Source organism: Acidovorax sp. Root217 (assembly GCF_001428645.1).
Classification (GTDB): Bacteria; Pseudomonadota; Gammaproteobacteria; order Burkholderiales; family Burkholderiaceae_C; genus Acidovorax.
On sequence record NZ_LMIH01000033.1, the window covers coordinates 1 to 1,259 of the forward strand.

Sequence of the window (1,259 nt, forward strand, 5' to 3'; positions counted from 1 at the left end):
CGTGCGCCTGAAAGAAAAAGGCCTGGTGACCGAAGTCATCGCCGTCTCCTGCGGCGTGGCCCAATGCCAGGAAACCCTGCGCACCGCCATGGCCATCGGCGCCGACCGCGCCATCCTGGTGGAAACCGACGTCGAACTGCAACCCCTGGCCGTGGCCAAGATCCTCAAAGCCCTGGTCGACAAAGAGCAGCCAGGCCTCGTGATCCTGGGCAAGCAGGCCATCGACGACGATGCCAACCAGACCGGCCAGATGCTGGCGGCCCTGGCCGACCTGCCCCAGGCCACCTTCGCCAGCAAGGTGGAGTTGTCTGCCGACAAGGTCAGCGTGACCCGCGAAGTCGACGGCGGCCTGGAAACCCTGGCCCTGACCCTGCCCGCAGTCATCACCACCGACCTGCGCCTGAACGAGCCCCGCTACGTCACCTTGCCCAACATCATGAAGGCCAAGAAGAAGCAGCTGGATATCGTCAAGCCCGAAGACCTGGGTGTGGATGTCACCCCCCGCCTCAAGACCCTCAAGGTGACCGAGCCCGCCAAGCGCGGCGCCGGCGTCAAGGTGGCCGACGTGGCCGCCCTGGTCGACAAGCTCAAGAACGAAGCCAAAGTCATCTGAACAATAAGGAGAACACCAAATGACCGTACTCGTTATTGCAGAACACGACAACGCCGCCATCAAGGGCGCAACGCTCAACACCGTGACCGCCGCCATTGCCTGCGGTGGCGACGTGCACGTGCTGATCGCCGGCCACAATGCCGGTGCTGCTGCAGCCGCTGCCGGACAAATCGCCGGTGTGGCAAAGGTCATCCATGCCGATGCCCCAGGTCTCGAACACGGCCTGGCCGAGAACGTGGCCGCGCAAGTCCTGGCCATTGCTGCCAACTACAGCCACATCCTGTTCCCCGCGACCGCCAGCGGCAAGAACGTGGCGCCCCGCGTGGCCGCCAAGCTCGATGTGGCCCAGATCAGCGACATCACCAAGGTGATCTCCCCCGACACCTTCGAGCGCCCCATCTACGCCGGCAACGCGATTGCCACCGTGCAGAGCAGCGATGCCACCAAGGTCATCACCGTGCGCACCACGGGCTTTGACCCGGCAGCAGCATCCGGTGGCAGTGCCGCCACCGAAACCTCCGCCGCCACGGCGGATACGGGCAAGAGCACCTTCGTGGGCAGCGAGATCGCCAAGAGCGACCGCCCCGAGCTGACCGCCGCCAAGATCATCGTCTCCGGTGGCCGGGCTTTGGGCAGCAAGGAAAAG

2 protein-coding genes are annotated in these 1,259 nt (G+C 65.0%); both read left to right on the forward strand.

Translation table 11 applies throughout. From position 1 onward, the window contains the following. Positions 1-613 (forward strand): electron transfer flavoprotein subunit beta/FixA family protein (locus tag ASE31_RS25120; RefSeq protein ID WP_057204812.1); only part of this gene is annotated, 613 nt, incomplete at its 5' end. A 19-nt stretch (positions 614-632) separates the two neighbouring features. After that, positions 633-1,259 (forward strand): electron transfer flavoprotein subunit alpha/FixB family protein (locus ASE31_RS25125; protein WP_057204814.1); only part of this gene is annotated, 627 nt, incomplete at its 3' end.